16 protein-coding genes and 1 riboswitch are annotated in these 16,393 nt (G+C 36.5%); of the genes, 1 reads left to right on the top strand and 15 read right to left on the bottom strand.

Features of this window, described 5'->3' with window-relative positions; genetic code table 11:
• Nucleotides 1-5: 5 nt before the first annotated feature.
• From N3I35_11615 to N3I35_11565, 11 genes are read right to left on the bottom strand one after another with little or no spacing between them, the layout of a single operon-like run.
• A complete protein-coding gene (locus tag N3I35_11615) occupies nt 6-788 on the bottom strand; it encodes an alpha/beta hydrolase (protein ID MCX8130733.1) in 783 nt (260 codons plus the stop codon).
• 54 nt (nt 789-842) lie between these two features.
• Nucleotides 843-1,637 (bottom strand): hypothetical protein, encoded by a 795-nt coding sequence (locus N3I35_11610; GenBank protein MCX8130732.1) that lies wholly within the window; start codon nt 1,635-1,637, stop codon nt 843-845.
• Between the two features lie 12 nt (nt 1,638-1,649).
• The gene (locus N3I35_11605) at nt 1,650-2,114 is read right to left on the bottom strand and encodes a hypothetical protein (GenBank protein ID MCX8130731.1); all 465 of its coding nucleotides are present in this window, start codon (nt 2,112-2,114) and stop codon (nt 1,650-1,652) included.
• Between the two features lie 40 nt (nt 2,115-2,154).
• Nucleotides 2,155-2,538, bottom strand: coding sequence for a hypothetical protein (locus N3I35_11600; protein MCX8130730.1), 384 nt, complete (start codon nt 2,536-2,538; stop codon nt 2,155-2,157).
• A 16-nt stretch (nt 2,539-2,554) separates the two neighbouring features.
• Nucleotides 2,555-3,037: a hypothetical protein gene (locus tag N3I35_11595; GenBank protein ID MCX8130729.1), complete on the bottom strand. Its 483-nt coding sequence runs from the start codon at nt 3,035-3,037 to the stop codon at nt 2,555-2,557.
• A gap of 11 nt (nt 3,038-3,048) precedes the next feature.
• A complete protein-coding gene (locus N3I35_11590; protein ID MCX8130728.1) occupies nt 3,049-4,173 on the bottom strand; it encodes a hypothetical protein in 1,125 nt (374 codons plus the stop codon).
• A 12-nt stretch (nt 4,174-4,185) separates the two neighbouring features.
• Entirely contained in the window at nt 4,186-5,205 is a 1,020-nt protein-coding gene (locus tag N3I35_11585; protein MCX8130727.1) for a hypothetical protein, read from the bottom strand.
• Nucleotides 5,192-6,850, bottom strand: coding sequence for a CpaF/VirB11 family protein (locus tag N3I35_11580; GenBank protein ID MCX8130726.1), 1,659 nt, complete (start codon nt 6,848-6,850; stop codon nt 5,192-5,194). The genes N3I35_11585 and N3I35_11580 overlap by 14 nt, the downstream gene beginning before the upstream one ends.
• 11 nt (nt 6,851-6,861) lie before the next feature.
• On the bottom strand, nt 6,862-7,680 hold the full coding sequence (locus N3I35_11575; GenBank protein MCX8130725.1) for a hypothetical protein: 819 nt from the start codon (nt 7,678-7,680) through the stop codon (nt 6,862-6,864).
• On the bottom strand, nt 7,677-8,495 hold the full coding sequence (locus tag N3I35_11570; GenBank protein MCX8130724.1) for a hypothetical protein: 819 nt from the start codon (nt 8,493-8,495) through the stop codon (nt 7,677-7,679). Before N3I35_11570 ends, N3I35_11575 begins: the two co-directional genes overlap by 4 nt.
• The gene (locus tag N3I35_11565) at nt 8,485-10,152 is read right to left on the bottom strand and encodes a serine/threonine-protein kinase (GenBank protein ID MCX8130723.1); all 1,668 of its coding nucleotides are present in this window, start codon (nt 10,150-10,152) and stop codon (nt 8,485-8,487) included. The genes N3I35_11570 and N3I35_11565 overlap by 11 nt, the downstream gene beginning before the upstream one ends.
• Before the next feature lie 1,558 nt (nt 10,153-11,710).
• Between N3I35_11565 and N3I35_11560 the strand changes: the two genes are divergently transcribed.
• A complete protein-coding gene (locus N3I35_11560) occupies nt 11,711-12,388 on the top strand; it encodes a hypothetical protein (GenBank protein MCX8130722.1) in 678 nt (225 codons plus the stop codon).
• A gap of 97 nt (nt 12,389-12,485) precedes the next feature.
• Here N3I35_11560 and N3I35_11555 read toward each other — a convergent pair whose 3' ends face one another.
• From N3I35_11555 to fliS, 4 genes are all read right to left on the bottom strand, one after another.
• A complete protein-coding gene (locus tag N3I35_11555) occupies nt 12,486-13,373 on the bottom strand; it encodes a radical SAM protein (protein MCX8130721.1) in 888 nt (295 codons plus the stop codon).
• Nucleotides 13,374-13,693: 320 nt separating this feature from the next.
• Nucleotides 13,694-14,632, bottom strand: coding sequence for a magnesium transporter CorA family protein (locus N3I35_11550; GenBank protein ID MCX8130720.1), 939 nt, complete (start codon nt 14,630-14,632; stop codon nt 13,694-13,696).
• A 135-nt stretch (nt 14,633-14,767) separates the two neighbouring features.
• A riboswitch (M-box (ykoK) riboswitch) is annotated at nt 14,768-14,934 on the bottom strand.
• A gap of 344 nt (nt 14,935-15,278) precedes the next feature.
• On the bottom strand, nt 15,279-15,761 hold the full coding sequence (locus N3I35_11545; GenBank protein MCX8130719.1) for a flagellar protein FlgN: 483 nt from the start codon (nt 15,759-15,761) through the stop codon (nt 15,279-15,281).
• 199 nt (nt 15,762-15,960) lie between these two features.
• The gene (fliS, locus tag N3I35_11540) at nt 15,961-16,365 is read right to left on the bottom strand and encodes a flagellar export chaperone FliS (protein MCX8130718.1); all 405 of its coding nucleotides are present in this window, start codon (nt 16,363-16,365) and stop codon (nt 15,961-15,963) included.
• Nucleotides 16,366-16,393 lie beyond the last annotated feature (28 nt).

Below are 16,393 nucleotides of genomic sequence, written 5' to 3'. Positions count from 1 at the left end.
TGTATCTATATGGTGCCCTCTTTGATAAATTTAAGAACATACTGGCTGAAAAGCTCTGATTTTTCACCATTCCAGCCATGTCCTACACCCGGAACAATTATCATTTGTGAATTTTTTACCAATCCCTTTATCAGCCTGCCGTATTTATGAAGCATCCATTCATACTGCCCGTACATAAGCAGTGTAGCCGCTTGTATCCTGCCCAGAGCCGGAGTAATTGAATATGACCCTAATATCTGGTCGTACTTTATGATTTCTTCCTTATCTACTTTTATAATATTTTTATGATAATAAAGAAGCTCGTCCTTTGATGCGCTCGGAAGCATTATTTTTACAGCTAAACCTCCGAATAATCTTGTCATCAGCATTCTCCCCACCAGATATGCAAAGTGTTTTCTAACAAAATTCAATATCCCATCCAGATCCGTAAATGCACCTGTAAGAATCAGTCTGCTAACCATATGAGGGTACTTTATGGCAAACTTCATAGCCACTGCAGCACCTATGGAAAGTCCTACGATATTTACTTTCTCATACCCAAGGTAGTCAACCAGACCCTTCAAATCATCTGCCAGCAACTCTGCTGTGTGGGTTATTGCAGGAGTTTTATCACTTCTGCCGCTCCCCCTCAAATCCAAGACAATCATCCTATAATACCTGGATATGAAATCCTTCTGATAATCCCATACACGGGAAGTTATCGCGACTCCATGTATGAATACTACCGGCTCGCCATTACCATAGGTGTCATAAAAAAGCTTAATTCCATTAACATTAGCAATAGGCAAAAAATTCCCTCCATAAGAACAATATAAGTGCACAACTTATGTTACGCACTTATATTATCTCCTGTTTTTCAGTTTTAGAGTATAGCCTGCTACATTATAATTTTTAAATTCATAACTCCTGTTATGTATAAAAACGCTTTCATCCTCTGCATATAGTACGAAAAAGGTTATTCCCTCCAGTATATTGAAATACCTGTACTCCAGCCTGTAAGTCATATCACTTTTATCAGGGTTTCTGATCTTTATAGCTAAACCTCTTTTTTTAGCTTCATCATAGGTGTTTTGCGAAATCACCTCATTGAGCCTGTTTATAATAATCTGTTCCTTTTCTTCTGGCATAATGCCGACATCAGGATGAGTTACAGGCAGTATTATCTTTTCTGAATTTTTATAAAATGATACATCATCAGTGACGGTATTTAACGCAACTATATCATTAATAGGTTGGCCCTTGTAGATATTGAAAAAAAATGGAGGGCTCCACCTATCGCTTCTGTCTGCAATAAAAAACCTGTCGCTATAAACTAAAACTTTCAGGCATATCCTTTCCTTCATTTGACTAAACTTAATGCCGTTATAGCAGTTTTTTTTGAGGATATCATAAAATTCCCGCAAAAGCCTGGCTTTGTCCAGCCTTATATCAGTACAGGCAGTTTGTTCATATCCTTCAGACAGACTTTCATAATTTTCAAAACTTTTTTTAAAAGAGTTACAGACTGCTCTTGCTGCCAGATTCAAGTCCTGTTTTACGGATTGTATTTCAACATGATTGTTATTTAGATGAGCAAGAGGTACAAATGCAAATATAATAAAAAGGATAATTAATACTGCAGCAATAATCTGCCCCATTTCACTTCACCCTCATTCCGTACCTACTGCATTATTGGAAATAATGGCAGTTTTAAGAGATTTTATGTTTGTATCAATCATCCTGTCAGGCCTATATCCTGCAATAGCAGCGTTTATCAGTCTCCCGAACAAACTCGGATCCTTATCCTCTAAAAAGATAGTCACCCTGTCACCTACCTTTAGCTTTCTATTCAGGACATATGAATTTTCAAAATTTATATCATATTCTCCGGGGCTGATTTGCTCCTCAAGCTTGAGCTTAATTCTATAATCGCCATATCTTCCCAGACTTTTCTCCAAAAAATCATATAAATCCGTTGTGAATTCACCTGAAGTAGCTACAGTTTCAGCTACGCTATAATTTACATCATTCACTTCCTCCTTTATGCCGGTATGTAAGAAATAGAAAATTATTACTGCTACCAAGAAAGTCATTATGAAAAGCGTGAACACTGTCCCTGCAATTTTCCCTGCCATAACACCCCACCTGCCTAAAAGGATATTCTTTATAAAAGCACTATCTGCTAAGACTTACTTTTGCAGCTTGTACAGCAGTCAGCTTCCCATCATCATTTATAATCTTGTCTGTTATCTTGTATAAAGAGCCGTCAATTACCGTGCTCAGATTGGTATCGGTTATGGATGTACTGCCTATCGTTACAGCAACATCCGACTGTACATAATTCTTAATAATATTTCCTGTCACGACATTTGGGTCTTCCAGAATTCTATTAATCTTATCCTGCTCTACCTGCGCCCTGTCTCCTACATCCTTTGCTCCTGCTACTTGTCCCAATACCGCATAAGCTACCAGGCCAAGGACCAGGATAATTCCTACTATCATGGCAATTATAGCCCCAATACCACCCTTTCTGCTCTTTGCTACCAGCATAAAATCCATCTGAATCATCCCCTCATCATTTTTTTACATAAGTAACCCTAACCAACTCAGTACCTCTATATTCATAAGCTGCCTCAAACGGAATCTCCCTGAATTCTCCCATTCCCGAACAGCCAAACGTCAGATAATCAGCTATATCAAAGGAGCATCCCCTGCTTTCATAGCTTACACTTTGATCCGGCCCCATCACAACACATACATCAACATTTTCTTCATCCGCATAGTACCTTACAACTGATACGACATCACTTCCACTTACTATATTTTTATTTATAGGAATAAGGGACTCCTGCTTAACCTTGGCAAGGACATTTGTTTTAGCCGCCGAATTCCCTATTATGTCCATATTTCCCCTGAATACATATATAGCCATAATAAGAAGCGTCAGTGCCATGACTGAAAGTATTATTTCAAATATGATGCCTGAGATCCCGCCACGCTGGCTTTTAAGCAGCCTTTCAATCCATTTCTTGTTTTTATGCTTTATTACCTTTTCCACCTTTTACCACCCTAAAACACCTGATTCATGTTGTAGGCTTCCAGCCAGGGTATTATCAGATAAATTATCAGTATGAAAATAAGTGCCATAAATCCGGTTATGCCTACGGCATGTATAAGTTCAGTCTGCTTTCTGATTTTTCTGGCCTGGGTACGCCTGTCCATCATAAATTCATTCTCAATATTTAAAACCGCCTGGTCAAAATCATAGTTGTTGGCTTGATCCAGTTTCTCATAAAAGAGCTTCATATCAATATCTTTTGTGTTTCTTATCAGGGAAGAGTATATATTTTTATTATCGATAGAGTTTTTCTTATTCATTTCCTCAATCTCTTTAATAACCTTTTTATGGTATTTGGCCTTGTCACCTAAAATTTTCAGGAGTCTGGAAAAATCTACAGGTTTAATGGAACCGTTAAGGATAATAAGCTTTTTCAAAAACCGGAGCTCCCTGCCGGCCTCATTTTCACAAAAGAAGTTGTATACAAGCAGGGTAAGCTCCAAGATACAGCTTACAAAGAAAGCTACCGCACCAAACAAAACCAAATTCCATTTCCTGCATTTATAGTAGTCATATATTCTGTAATATACCTTATTTGCTATAGTATCCCTCGGTTGCATCAATTCTGAAGTGTCTCCGGTAATAACTGCTTTTATCGAGTTCTCCACAATATCTTTTGGAGTTTTTTCCAGAGTGGAAAGGTCAGTTATCTTCAGTACTTGCCTGAAATATTCCATCTCCTGGCTAAAAGCCAATTTTTCGTCTATACAGGGTTCAGACTTATAAATCAGGTCACTATGATAATCAAACCTGTAAAGGATTTCATCTGTATACAACTTAATATTAGTCAGCTTTATAAGTATGAGGATAATCATGACCAGCATGAATATAATAAGCTTAAGTCTGATTATTCCTTCAACATCCCATCTGGTAAACCTGGCAAGGTGCATATATATGCTATACAGTTTTTGGCCCGCCCTGATAAAGAATGTATCCTTCAAATTACTTATAATACTATGTTTCAGTCCATATTTACTTCTAACCCTCTTATATTTTCTTCTGAAAGCAAAGCAGCTGAGTATAAGGAACAGTGCAATAGCAAAAGGAGGTATAAACAAAAACCTGCTAATAGTCATATACGTCCTCCTCTACGCAGTTCTCTCCATAAAAAGCAGTATACCCAGATAGAAAAAGAAAGCGAAAAAAAATAACAGTTTTATTTCTATACCAAGTGGACTGGCATAAAACTCCGCTGCTTTAGCCCCTAAAGCATTTTGGTTGAAGCCTTCAAGCCATTTCACCCCGGCCGGCAAAATAACAGCAAGCAGCATATATATTCTGGCAGTAAAACTTAAATCCTTTTGGTTTTCAATATCAGTCAGGATCTCTTCGGTAGTATTTTCAAACTGCCTTTTTATAGCAGCGTCGCCTCCCTTATAGTGTGCTTGGATTATCAAGTTCAGCAGGAGTGTCAGATATTCGTTTTTGTACGCATTTTCCAGCCTGCGGAAGGTTTCATCTATTTCTGCCATATTATTTTTTTTGAGTATATTATGTATCTTGTGCATTTCCCGTTTTACCGACTTGTCGAAATCCTCCATGGAAGCGCTTATTGCTTTGAGGATATTTCCAGAAGTAATATACCTGCTGTTAAGTATCTTATAAGTACCCGGAAGCTTCGAGGTAAACCTTAATCTGGCAATAAACGTAAAAATGATGAAGGCTATAATGACAAATGCAATTGACATAAGTATATAGGTCAGAGCGACATACCAAACTACATTTACTGTGGGAATGAATAAAAAAACTGACAGCAAGAGGAAAAGTATTGCCCCGGCAGATAACACCACTGCGTTTTCCTGGTTTTTTTCATAAGATAAGCTGTTCATCATGGATAATTTTATGGTAATATTATTTAATACTTTCATAACTGCATTTTTCCTGGATAGTACGTTTGTAATTCGTGTTATCAGATAGTTTTTACTCTTGAATACCGTTAGCCTCCTTTTTCTCCCCCTGTATTTTATAGTCCTTACGATCAGTGCTGTAATAATAATTAATGATGACAACAAAAGTATTAAAGAAAAAGCATCCATGCTGTCAAAATTATAAAATACCCCGCTAATCTCTTGCCCGATTTCCGACAAAAGTCCTTTAAGCCAATTCACTATTCTGTCCTCCTGCCTTTCCATTTATAAAGAAATCTCTAAAAGCTTCTATATCTTTTCTGTCAACATATTTAGCCAGCCTGTCGAAATAATCCCGGGAAGGTTCATTTACAGCATTCCATGTATCATCTCCATGTGAATACTGGATTATTACGTTATATCTGTACGGCTTTCCCGACAGGTATTTGAGTATTGCAAGCCGTGCCAGATCGATCAAACCTGATAATCTATCCTTAAAAGTCCCGCCGGACTGCGTCCCGACATTGTATTCGTGCCCTAAATATTCGATCTCAACTACACTTTCCACAACGATCCGGCCGCAATTAAGCTTTGCAAGATGTATAACCAGGTCAAGCCCTCTTGCAATATCGCTCTCTGCAACCTCAGCATTATTATACATGTCTGTCCGCATCATAAGATTTCTGATATTGGTCACTACTTCAAAGGGAGATAACGAGTGCATAGTAGCTCCGACACCGGAATTAAGCCTCAGACTAGCATTTATAAGCTCTGCAACTTCCCCAGGCTTTGTAATTTCACCTACATATATTACGTCCCTTGCTGCTTTAAGCATCTGTTCAAAGCACTCAGCTATAGTCCTTTTAGGGTTTTCTATTAGTGTATAGATGTTCTTCCAGGGATATTTTTTTCTTGATTGGAGTTCATTTTGTGTATCCAGAATCCCAATACCCCACTTGTCAGGCACTTTTTCCAGCATAGCGTTTAAAAATGTCGACTTCCCTAGTCCCATGTCGGAGCCTGTTATAAAATGCCTCCCTCTTCCCTGCTGATTCAATACCAGAAACCTGTATATCAGCTCGTCAATTGTCCTGTAAGTATCCCGCATTTCCTCAAGAGTAATTTTTTTCAGGTTAAAAATCCTTTCATTATAATAATAATCTTCCTCTGTCGGGGTTATATCATAGCCGGCTACAGTTATCCGGCTGGAATTGTTTTTTGCAGCAACCAGCGTAATATTGTGCTGGTCGTAATTAACCGGAGAGTTTTGAGTTGTTTTCTTTTGAATATTCTCTATTACACCTTTGTCAGAAAATTTGAGAAACTGGAGATGAATCTTGGATCCCTTATATACAATATAGATATAATCCTTATCAAGTACGCCTATTTCATTTATATTGTGATGCTGGAGGGTGTCGATCACATCCTGCCCGTATTCCCTGCCATATGTTAGAAGCGCTAGCAGTTTTATCTTTTTTGCCATATCAAAATGCTTTCTTATGATGTCTTTTTCAGCCCTGTATATTTCCAGTACCTGTTCTGCACTCATCCTTACCTGTATCTGGTATTTTTCTATTATTTCCGACAGATCATACACATCAAGCAACATTTCGAAAATTATACGGCTATGATTCCTCTCAATATCTTCAAAATCTATGTACTCTTTTATAGACTCATCGTCCAGCCGATATAATTGTTTCAGCAATATAGAGTACTGTCCGACAAGCCAATCCCTGGCTTGTTTTTCACCTAGGGCTGCCTGGTTTTTCAGTTGCGAGTACCTTCCGATTTCCTTTTCTGCTCCTATCCGGTCAAGCCGGTATACCTGCATATACCGGTCAACATCCTTAAGTATGTTGTCTACTTCCCTTGCCATCGCTGAAAAAGTATCATCATTCAGGAACATGTCTTTCCCCCTTATATAAAGTTAAATAACCTGGCCTTTTTATTGTTTGTCGATTTAAAAACCTTTTTTTGCGGCAGCGGCTTGATATCATACCCGGCAATATGCCGTATTATTGCATCAATTTGCTTCCTGTACGTATCAACACCTGTCGAATCATTCTGAATCAGATTCAAAACTGAATGGTCATTATATTCATTCAATACTTCTGCACTATATTCAAGAGGAAAAACAGGGCAGTTGAAGCCGTTTTCCTTCAAGTCGGCCTCCACATCCTGAAGTGTATATTGAATTTTTTTATTGGCATACACAGTCATATTTTTATTTAAAACAAATACGATCTTACTGGTATATTTTCTGTAAACAATATTATTTGCAGCCATGTTTATCACATTTTTCGACTGATTCAGGATGACAATTACTACATCTGAATGCTTGAAAAACAAATCTGAATTATTGTTATTTCCACTTATAGAATCTATGATAGTAGTTTTATACAGATCGGATGTGTATCTTACCAGGCTTTCAACCACGTCACCGTTCAGTTCAAGACAGTCGTTTGAAGCCATTATGTGCAGACCTCCCTTTACATTTTTTACACATGTATTAAATGTTTCGCTATTCAACATACCTGTATTATAAAGGCAAATAAACTCATCCAACCCCTTGGTTATCTCCGTATTGCTTAAAAAGTACTCAATATCCCTGCAATATTTATTTATATCTATCAGCATTACTTTCTCACCTAAAGTCAACTCTGAAAGCGCAGCAAGGTTAATTGCCGTGATTGTCTGTCCCAAGCCTTTCTTGGGGGCTGTTAATGTAATAATCATCTTGCTGATGTCACCCCGGTCTTACTTTTTATTTCAGAAAAATTCCGTTTATCTATAGCTGTTTTATAGTAAAAAGTTTTTTTTGAGGAAGTCTGATTTTCATCAATATAAAGGCGTGTTTCAAATTTACCCATCTGTTTGGCCAGCTCCAAATCACGGTATTGTTCCTCATCTACCGCAATTACTATCGTATAACTTAAATGCTGTCCTCTATATTGCATATCACCAGTATCCTCTGGCTCCTCCACTTTACTGCTTTTTGAATCAACTGGCTTCTTAGAGGAAATTAACCGCATAACTTTGACTTTAGGTAAGACAACATCATAATCCCCATTTCCATAGCTTACCATTATATCTACGATATTGCCCGTCTTTACTTCATCTGCTACTATACTTGACACCTCATACTCCTTAAGTCTCTGAAATTCTCCATACCACTTCTTCTCTGCCGACAGACTGTCCAGAATTATCTGTTCTCCAAACCTTAAATCCTCTTTGGCAATTTTACCTTTTATATTGAGAAGTTGAGTAGCAGCCCCTTTTACCACATACTTTTCAGGAACATCTACAAGCTTAATCCGTTCATTAATAATTTTATTAGTGATTTCAGTATATTTGTTAATCCCCTCGATGCTTGCTACAACCGCTACCTTAATCTTGGGCAACGAGTTATCGTCTATTTCCTTTCTTACTTGTATTTCAGTTTTTTTTGAGGCATATGGTATTTTATAGTTATTGTAGTAATATATCAGACCCGCAAATAACAGACATATTGCAGCTCCTGTCAAAAACACCCTTTGATTCTTAAAACGCATCTTTTCCTGTCTCCTTTAACCCAAAAAAAATGTCCAGTATCCGATTTTTGCATTTATCTCTTATAGGGTATATATCCTTTGCTATTTCTTGTATAGCTTTTTTGAAGTTCTGTGTAAACCTTGCACAGGTAAACCTGCTATGGTTTATACTTTCAATAGCTTGTACATAGTTTTCCATATCGAAGGGAACGGTGTAGTACCTGGGTCTTTCGTAATTAAAGGGATTTGCATACTCACGTTTTTCGCTGAAACTGTTTGAAACAATCGTATCAATAATGGCTTTTGCTTTTATCGAAGAATCAGTATACTTGTTTAGGATTAATCTTACCTTTGACAGGTTAATACCCTGTTTTGCCAAAAGGCTCAGATATCCGGAAGTGCATTCTATATTATACATATCCATATCCTTTACTATATATAATTGATCCAGGTATCTGATAATTTCAGTATCTGTTTCAAAATCCATATCAATCAGTACTATATCACTCTCGCCCCTTACTCTCTCCATCAGCTCCAGGTACCTCTCCCTGTCAATGGGGGCATATGCTCCAGATGTGTATACATTCCTGTATTTATCGGGCTTTAAAGGCTCCATGCTGCCATGAATGAGGCAAAGCCAGCTATTCTTACTGCGATCACACATTTCATTCGGCTCAGCAGTGTTTTCCCAGCCAAATATTTTGTACAGCTTACAGTTTTTTGTTAAGTCTATGATTGAAGTCTTTCTTCCAATAGACCCAAAAAGCTCTGATATGGCAATAGTAAGTAGTGTCGTACCTGAAGCCCTGTCACCGGCTAACCCTACTGTCTTTTTATAGTCTTCAGGCACTTTCACTGTATAAGGCAATTTTAGATCACTGCCATGTTGCGTTTTATTTATATAGATAATAGCCTCGATATCACTCAATACCTCTTTTACCGACTGATATCTTTCTTCGGGGTCATGCTTTATACATCTCGATATAATCCGTTCCATCTTATAAGACAGCTTTCCGCTATAGCTTTCCGCAGACTCTATCCCGCCAGACATGTACTCCGGATTATGTCCTGTGACTATATGTAGCAGGGTTATGCCCAAACTGTAAATATCAGTTGTTACATTGGTCTGTCCATAACCAAATTGTTCGGGTGCTGCATAACCTCTCGTTCCTATATATACCGTATCGTATTCACTGTCCTCTTTGTATTCCCTGGCAATACCAAAATCAATCAGCTTAACACTTCCATCACTGCACAATATGATGTTTGAAGGCTTCATATCTCTGTAAATAATTGGGTTAGGCCTGAACCCATGCAGATAAACCAGCACCTCACACAGCTGCTTTGCCCACACAAGAACAGTTTCTTCTGCAATACAACCAAAGCGGTCAAGCTCTTTGTCCAACGAATTCCCTTCTATATAATCTACTATGATATAAACAAATTCATCATCCTCAACAATGTCGAAAATTCTAGGAAGGGCAGGGTGATTAAGCTTTTTTAGTATATTAGGTTCGACGTGAAAGTCTACCTTTGAGCCTGACACTTTGCTTATTTCTTTTACTGCCCAAAGTGTGCCCAGTTTTATATTCTCTGCCAGATAAACAGTGCTCATCCCCCCCTTGCCGAGGGTATCTATTATTTTGTACTTTCCATCTACTAAAAAGCCCTTTTTCATTTATTCCCTTATATCCCATCTAAATACATTATTGTAATTTGTCCATATTTTATCATAAATGTTTATATTTATCTACATTTTTTTACAAATTTATTTGAAATTTTTCAATATAGTACAAAATCCGATATATTTGACAAAGAGTTGAGTGAAAGTCAGGGCGACTTGCTTCAAAAAAAATCATTCATTTCTTAAGTTAGTCTGAATGATATAATAAAAATATCAGGGAACAAAAAAAGAAGAAAAGGTTTTCAGAGAAGCATATCTTTTACCGTTGGAAATCTAAATATAGTAATATGGGAGTAGTGGAAGCTAGGAAATTAAACTTTCAAGGCAAAAACCATAGGCTAAAGTAGCTACAGTTTCAGCTACTCTATAATTTACATCATTTACTTCCTCCTTGATACTGGTATGTAATTTGATGATGCAGTACTAATAAGATTAGGGTTTGAAATCGACCCACGGGAACATAATTTGTGTAAATATTTAGGTATTTGTTAATGTAGTCAGCCTGTTATATAGATTTTTTTTTCTTCCGATTGGACATCTGCTTGATGAAATATACAAATAAATATAAGATAACATATGAAACAACAAAAGATAATATATATAAGTCCAGTCTTATATTCAAGTGTGAATTCAGCGAATGCCCCCAAGGATTTATAAACGTAGTAAAAAAAGGGTAACCCCTTTTAGGAACCTGAGATAACGTATGCTGTTCAATAAAAGGGTACGGCATACCAAATTTTAACACATTGAATTCTTCAAATGAAGTAACTTTAATAGGAACTATAAATGGACTAATTGACACTGTAATAAAAGTAATACATAATAAAGCTCTGATAAATCTTTTTTGTAACCCAAAGTCGTTTCGTAATGCTTTTATGAATACTATAACTATTATTATATAAAAAACGAAATTTATAATTGTAAGTACAAACTTTATAAACGACATTTATTCTCTTCCTTTCTACCTTTATGTGGCTTTAACTAAAGGTTCTTTCATTCCTGCCATAATAACAGAGTATTCTAGCATATAACCTTAACAGTTCGCTTCTCTAACGTCCCACGAGACAGATGTCCCTTTAATTTATAGGTTGAATGTAGTTTAAGTACTCCATACTCCCACTACAGAACAATCCTTCAATTGGAAAAATATTATTGGACTAAACTGTTAGCTTGGTGACTCTTATAATCTCACTTTTTATATTTATAGTTAATTTATTCCATATTACCACATGAACACATATAGTCAATCAAAAAGATTTTTAGAATTATTACATGTTTTTACAAAAACACCTTGAACAATTTGGTATAATTTCTATGTTCTGTATAGTATTTGAACATATTTACAAAAAATACCTTAATCAAATAAGTTTTTCTACACCTGTTTAATTAAGGTATTAAATACTCCATATAAAGTGAGCAGACCTTACTATAAACTTATAGCATAATGTTTTTAAGTCTTATTCAATATGGAGAATCAGTAGTTACATAAAATAATCATAAGGAGAGTATTATTTATGAAAAGAAAACTTTTAAGCTTGGTTTAGCAGTAGTAATGCTAGTTTCATGCAGCATTGTAACGTTTTCTCAAGACAAGGATTCATATTCAAAAGGTGATATTAACCGCGATACTTTAATTACCAAGGATAACATAAATAAAATTTTAAAGTATCTTGGGATAGATCCTAAAACTGCTAAAGTAGTAAAAGGATCATCAAATTATACCTCATCCGTAACAGTTGGACAAATTGAAGATGCTATCAATATGCTAAATCAACAACCAAAGGAAATAACAATAAACAGTGATAATATTGGTGGTGTTAGTGCAACAGAAGCTATATCTGACATAAGCAATAAAACAGTAGTTCAATCTGATATGAAGCTACAAGGTAACGTAAACCTAAGCTACAGGTTTTCTAATGGTACTAGCTACGCCCTGGTTCATAGCTGTACAGGTACTTATCTTAAGACTAGTACTAGCAAAATATGGTGGGATGCGGCTAACCCATGTGTAACAATCGACTGCTGGGACGCATTTACGAAATATAAAATTGAAAAACAAAATTCTCTGGAGCTTTCATATACATCAAGTACGATAACTGAAACATCTAATCTTAACATTGGTGGATATGTAGTTATAGGAATACCAGGAACACCGCTTTCTTATGATTGGAAACAATCTGAGTCTACTATAATTACAACCGTTAATTGGGGTACATCTTATATTCCATAAACAGTTTAGTTATTAATTACATAGATAATTTTGCTAGATAAAAAAAGTGCTGCCCGTAGTTTCCCAGGACAGCACTTCCACAATCTTAATATTCAGTTTATTCTTCTCCAATTACTCCCCTAAGATCAAACTCAGGTACATATTCTTCCTCAGCAGAACACCGTTCCTGGATATACCCGTTATCCAACCCGATTTTAATTGCGTGATTTACTACTTTTTCATATTCTTTTCTGGTTATTCTCCTGTTTATTTCATTATAGCTGTCAGCTTTATAAAAAGGTATGTATTGGCTCATCAGGCTGATCATGACGCTCTGCGGCAAATTCTCCTTTATCCAGTCAAGGATCCTTATAGATTCCTGCGCCAACCCAGGAAGTATGAGATGGCGGATAATGAGGCCACTTTTTATGATGCCATTTTTATCAAACACTGGATCCCCTACCTGCCGGTACATTTCAATTATGGCATCTGCAGCAACAGCAGAATAATCCGGCGCGCCAGAATATTTTAAAGATACATCCTTACTATAGTATTTAAAATCAGGCAGATAGACGTCTACCCAACCATCCATCATTTCTAAGCCCGCTCTTCCTTCATACCCGTTAGAATTATACACAACAGGTATATCAAGACCTTTTACCGCCTCAATACTGTTTCTTATTTGAAAAACAAAATGGCTGGGGTTAACAAGGTTTATATTATGCGCACCCTTTTTCATAAGTCTGATAAATATCTTACTTAATTCTTCTTCTGAAATCTCTTTTCCGAAATTCTGCTGACTTATAGGGAAGTTCTGGCAGTATACACACTTTAAATTACAGCCTGAGAAAAACACCGTCCCCGAACCATTTACTCCACTTATACAGGGCTCTTCCCACATATGTAAAAATGCTTTTGCTACTACGGGCCGTTCACCCATATTGCAAAAGCCTTTATTACTGCTTCTATCAGTATTACAGTGTCTGGGACAATAATTGCAAATCATACAGAGCCTCTCAAGTTTTTTATACTAAGGTATATGCCTAAAGTGTTGCTGTACATAAACGCACTCTTATCTATAATTTTTACTTTACATTATTTATAAATAAAAATATAATTAGAATAGCCTACATGTTAATAATAGCAGCATTATCTAGTCCGGGAGGAATATTATGAAAATCAGCGGTATTACCTATGTCCCGAGAAAATCCCATAAACTGCGTAATTTTTTATTAGTTCTGGTCGTATTACTTGCTGCAATATCGGCAGTTCTGATCTTTATTCCTGGCATCCGTACTACAGTATTAAACTTCTTTACAGACGTTATTAAAACATTTCCTTTTTTGAAAGAATAAATATAGCTACAGTAGATACAACAAGCGCAATAAGTGTTACAAAAAGAAATCCAAGCCCGTTATGCTGAAAAGGAACCGGTACATTCATACCAAAAAAGCTCGAAATCATTGTAGGTATAGCCATTACTATCGTCATAGACGCGAGAAATTTCATCACCATGTTTAAGTTATTGCTGATAACCGAAGCAAAGGTTCCCATCATGTTACTTAATATTGAACTATAAATATTAGCCATCTCAATTGCCTGCTTGTTTTCTATTATGACATCCTCAAGCAGATCCTGGTCTTCCTCGTACATCCTTATATGTTTTCCCCTAAGAAGCTTTTCCATCATCATCTCATTTGACTTAAGTGAAGTAGTGAAAAACACAAGGCTTTTCTCCAGCTCAAGAAGCTTGAATAACTCCTTGTTTCTCATGGATTTATGCAGGGATTTTTCAACATCGTCAGTTTTCTTGTCTATATGTCTCAGATATTTTAAATACTCCTTTGCAACAACAAAGAGTATCTGGAATGTAAACCTGGTTTTTTTGAATGTATAAAATTCCTTTATTCTCTTTTCCTTAAAATACTCAAGAATTATGTTCTTTTTCAGGCAGATGGTAATAATATAGTCTTCAACTATCAAGAGACCCATTGGTATAGTCTCATATTTGAGATTTTTTCCATCCTCATAAACATACGGAATATCAACTATTATAAGAGTCTGATTGTCTTCTATATCTATTCTGGGTTTTTCTTCTTCATCAAGAGGGTCCCTTAAAAAGTTCGGAAGTATATTAAGCTTTTCCTGTATATAATTCAATTCCTCTTCTGTCGGCGCAACAAGGTCTATCCAACAGCCTTTTTCGATTGAATCAATCCTAACATGTTCCTGGCCGTTTTCAGTGGTTTTGAATATCTCTATCATGACTCTCACTCTCCTTTGCTGACGAAAATTCATTAAATCTTATTTTAACCCAAGTTAAGTTTCTAAAATCAGTTTTCTGCACCAAATAAACTAAAAAAACTTCCAACGAGTGGAAGTTTTGCAAATCAAAATAAAACCGTTCTTCCCTCGTTGAGTTTTAGCACTATACAGCGTAGGTAATCCTAACCAGCTACATTAGGCAAAACCTTAATCCGGTAGTGCCTGTTGACCCATTGGCGTCTTTCGACGTTTCGGGGTAGCAGCATTTTTCTGTATAGGAGCCTCACCTAACAAAGACATCGGCAGCATGTGTTATTATCCCATAAAGATAACTTGTCATCCTGCAAAAATCATTATTCAATTTAGCACCTAACTACATTATTTATACAGTCATAATAATTATATTCCTAAAGGTTTTATGTGTCAACATAAAACCTTATACCCATATTCATATCATTTACATAAAAGAAAAACCGCCAGAACTTACGAAAAAATTACCCACAGCCAAAATAAACCAACAAAGGTTATTCACAGACTTATGCACATTATCCACAGTTTTTATATCCACATACCCCTTAATTGTGGATATAAAAGAAAGATGCAGGTAAAAACTGCATCTTTTATACATTTTAAGCCATAAACCGACTTATTTCTTTTTGTCAATAAAATATGAAGGTGGTTGCATAACCGGACTGGGATTATATGCCATATTGACTCTCTTTCCCTGGTTTATTTTTCTAATTTCATTTCCCAGTTCATCAAGAAGCTTTTTAGCCTTATTATTGTTTTGCTTATCAAGCTCTGTTATATCTTTTATCAGACCCATAACCGCTTTTATTGATTGCTGCAGTTCTTTTACACCCGGTATCCCGGGACTCTTTATTTCATCCAGGCTTTTTACTCCCAGTACCTGCTTTAACCGCTGGAAGTATACGCTAAACTCCTCATCCAGCTTGTCCACCTGCTCTATAAGGGTTTGTCTTGCAGCAATAATTTTATCCAATTGCTCAAGACCATCCTCATTTATGGTTTTGGACTGTTCAACTGTGAGCATGTACATATCCTGCATATATTTATGTTTCTTATGTGATATCTCTGTGAGTCTTTGAACGTACTGTTCAGGAGACATTTTAACCTCCATGTCCCCAATGTGCCAAATTAATTGTTCAACTAGGCACACAAAAAGTGTCGAAACACTTTCTTATGGGGTTAGTATAATTTATGCGCTTATCAGCGCATAGCTTTCCAGACTAAAGTCTTTCAAGCTATCCTCCTCTTGTTTATACGAGCTATTAATAACTAAGCTGTCATAGTCTTTACAGCAGCACCTATTTGGCTATCTGCTGAGGTCTTGCCTGCTGCTGCTTTGCTATCTTCATAGCCTGTGCCCAGGTGTCACGGAGCTCCTTTGCAAGCCCAAGTACTTCCTCAAGGATTGCCCTGTCTTTTTTCATGTTGGCATCTATCAGGCGGCGGTGCATGTAATCGTAAAGCAGCGCCAGATTTTTGGATATTTCATATTTCATATCCAGGGTTGCCTGAAATTCGATTATTATATCCTGTGCCCTTATTATGCCGTTATTTGCTTTGGCAATATCCTTTTCATCAACGGCAGCCTGAGCCTGCAGAATAAACTTTACCAGGCCGTTATACAGCATCAGCGTCAATTCTTCCGGCGTCGCAGTATATACTGAATTTTCTTTATACTGGTCATATGCTTTGTTTAGTGCCATCTTTATCCCTCCGGTAAGTTACATATAT

It is taken from the genome of Clostridia bacterium (assembly GCA_026414765.1).
In the GTDB taxonomy this organism is placed as follows: Bacteria; Bacillota; Clostridia; order Acetivibrionales; family DSM-27016; genus SKW86.
The sequence above is the reverse complement of the archived record's forward strand: the minus strand, read 5'-3'. Positions and strand labels throughout refer to the sequence as shown.

What these genes read in the sequence shown, in the direction of transcription:
- N3I35_11565 (MCX8130723.1), bottom strand. Translation starts at nt 10,152, where the DNA reads ATGAAAAAGGGCTTTTTAGTAGATGGAAAGTACAAAATAATAGATACC.
- N3I35_11605 (MCX8130731.1), bottom strand. Translation starts at nt 2,114, where the DNA reads ATGGCAGGGAAAATTGCAGGGACAGTGTTCACGCTTTTCATAATGACT.
- N3I35_11570 (MCX8130724.1), bottom strand. Translation starts at nt 8,495, where the DNA reads ATGCGTTTTAAGAATCAAAGGGTGTTTTTGACAGGAGCTGCAATATGT.
- N3I35_11555 (MCX8130721.1), bottom strand. Translation starts at nt 13,373, where the DNA reads ATGATTTGCAATTATTGTCCCAGACACTGTAATACTGATAGAAGCAGT.
- N3I35_11550 (MCX8130720.1), bottom strand. Translation starts at nt 14,632, where the DNA reads ATGATAGAGATATTCAAAACCACTGAAAACGGCCAGGAACATGTTAGG.
- N3I35_11545 (MCX8130719.1), bottom strand. Translation starts at nt 15,761, where the DNA reads ATGTCTCCTGAACAGTACGTTCAAAGACTCACAGAGATATCACATAAG.
- fliS (MCX8130718.1), bottom strand. Translation starts at nt 16,365, where the DNA reads ATGGCACTAAACAAAGCATATGACCAGTATAAAGAAAATTCAGTATAT.
- N3I35_11610 (MCX8130732.1), bottom strand. Translation starts at nt 1,637, where the DNA reads ATGGGGCAGATTATTGCTGCAGTATTAATTATCCTTTTTATTATATTT.
- N3I35_11580 (MCX8130726.1), bottom strand. Translation starts at nt 6,850, where the DNA reads ATGTTCCTGAATGATGATACTTTTTCAGCGATGGCAAGGGAAGTAGAC.
- N3I35_11590 (MCX8130728.1), bottom strand. Translation starts at nt 4,173, where the DNA reads ATGACTATTAGCAGGTTTTTGTTTATACCTCCTTTTGCTATTGCACTG.
- N3I35_11560 (MCX8130722.1), top strand. Translation starts at nt 11,711, where the DNA reads ATGCTAGTTTCATGCAGCATTGTAACGTTTTCTCAAGACAAGGATTCA.
- N3I35_11600 (MCX8130730.1), bottom strand. Translation starts at nt 2,538, where the DNA reads ATGGATTTTATGCTGGTAGCAAAGAGCAGAAAGGGTGGTATTGGGGCT.
- N3I35_11575 (MCX8130725.1), bottom strand. Translation starts at nt 7,680, where the DNA reads ATGATTATTACATTAACAGCCCCCAAGAAAGGCTTGGGACAGACAATC.